The 1,850-nt window shown below is 45.3% G+C and carries 1 protein-coding gene; it reads left to right on the top strand.

Annotated elements, in window-relative coordinates; all coding sequences use genetic code 11:
- Positions 1–113: 113 nt before the first annotated feature.
- A complete protein-coding gene (locus IQ270_RS29990) occupies positions 114–1,772 on the top strand; it encodes an IS1182 family transposase (protein WP_193976738.1) in 1,659 nt (552 codons plus the stop codon).
- The last annotated feature ends 78 nt before the right edge of the window (positions 1,773–1,850 follow it).

The raw sequence follows: 1,850 nt of genomic DNA on the forward strand, positions 1-1,850 counted from the left end.
CGGCGGTTGAAAGAGACTGTTGGCGAATGTCTGAGGGGTTTTACCCCTCAGACATCGCCACGCTAAATAGGCAGAATGATTGTGTAATCACGCACCATATTAAATAATTTATTATGACTCTTCACCCACGCTCCTTGTCATTGATTCCAGAAATGACCGCCTCCGTAGCACGAACCTCCTTTCCCAAAGGAAATCCATATATGAAAATGCGTGACGAACTGGGAGTGTTGTACGAGGATACTGACTTTATCACCTTGTTTCGAGCCGACTGCGGTCAAAGTGCTTTATCACCTGGGCAATTAGCATTAATTAGTGTCATGCAATTTGCCGAGGGATTGACTGACAGACAAGCAGCAGAAGCGGTGAGAAGTCGTATAGATTGGAAGTATGCTTTGGGATTAGAAATTACTGATAGCGGCTTTGATTATTCAGTTTTAAGTGAGTGGAGAAGTCGGTTAATTGCTGCGGGACGTGAAAGTCAATTACTCGCTCGAATGCTAGCACATTTTCAAGATAAGGGATGGCTTAAAGCCAGAGGGAAAGCCAGAACTGACTCGACCCATGTCATCGGAGCTATCCGTAAAATGAACCGCCTCGAATGCGTTGGAGAAACTTTACGTCATGCCTTAAATCAGTTAGCCACCGTGGCGGATGAATGGTTATTAACAGTAGTCAATCGGGATTGGTCTGAGCGTTATGGCACGAGATTTGAGCAATATCGCTTGCCGAAATCTGAAACAGAAAAACAAAGCTTGCTATTGACTATTGGCTGTGATGGTCATCACTTATTGTCAGCTTTGTATGACCCCTTGAGTCCTGAATGGTTACGTCAGCTCAAAGCGGTAGAAATTCTACGCTGTGTCTGGATACAACAATATGGGGTGTCGGAAGGCAAAGTTTATTGGCGAGAAGCCGATGATTTACCGCCCCACAAACAGTTAATTACCTCACCTTACGATACTGAGGCTCGCAATCGGACAAAAAGAGATACCAATTGGACAGGTTATACTGTACATCTTACAGAAACTTGCGATCGAGATTTACCTCATTTAATTACCAATGTGGAAACGACACCTGCAAGCATTGGAGATGTCGAAATGACTCAGGTTATCCATCAATCTTTAGCTGATAAACACCTATTACCACAAGAACATCTTGTCGATACTGCTTATGTTGATGCTCAACATTTGCTCACTTGTGAAACACAATTAGGTATCGATCTCGTTGGCCGAGTACCCTCTAACTCTAGCTGGCAAGAAAAAGCGCAGCAAGGCTTCGATCTTTCTTGTTTTACCATTGATTGGGAGCATCAGCAGGCTATTTGTCCGCAAGGTCACGTCAGTCAATCCTGGCATCAACGCTCGGATAATTATGGCAATCCGACCATTCAAGTACGCTTTCGTCGGCCCGATTGCGCTGCTTGTCCTGTTCGCTCTCAATGTACTCATTCGCCCGCAAGCGCCCGTGTTCTTACTCTTCGACCTCAACCAATGCATGAAGCTCTAGCCAAGGGTAGGACTAGACAACATACCGAGGATTTTAAGCAGCGTTATGCTCTCAGGGCTGGTGTTGAAAGTTCCTTGTCTCAAGGAATTCGTGTTTTTGGTTTGCGCGAGGCTCGTTACATGGGTCTTGCCAAAACTCGTCTGCAACATATTGTGACTGCTGCTGCGATGAATTTGTCTAGAATGTGGGCATTTTGGCGCGACATTCCGATTGGCTTGACCCGTGTATCTCGTTTTTCGGCTCTTTTTCCCTCTGCCTCATCATAGTTTTTTTCCACGCTCGTGGGATGTTTGGTTTCACCCTTTTTTAATTCGCCAACAGTCTCTTGAAACCGCGTCTACACA

The organism is Microcoleus sp. LEGE 07076 (assembly GCF_015207455.1).
Lineage (GTDB): Bacteria > Cyanobacteriota > Cyanobacteriia > Cyanobacteriales > Microcoleaceae > Microcoleus.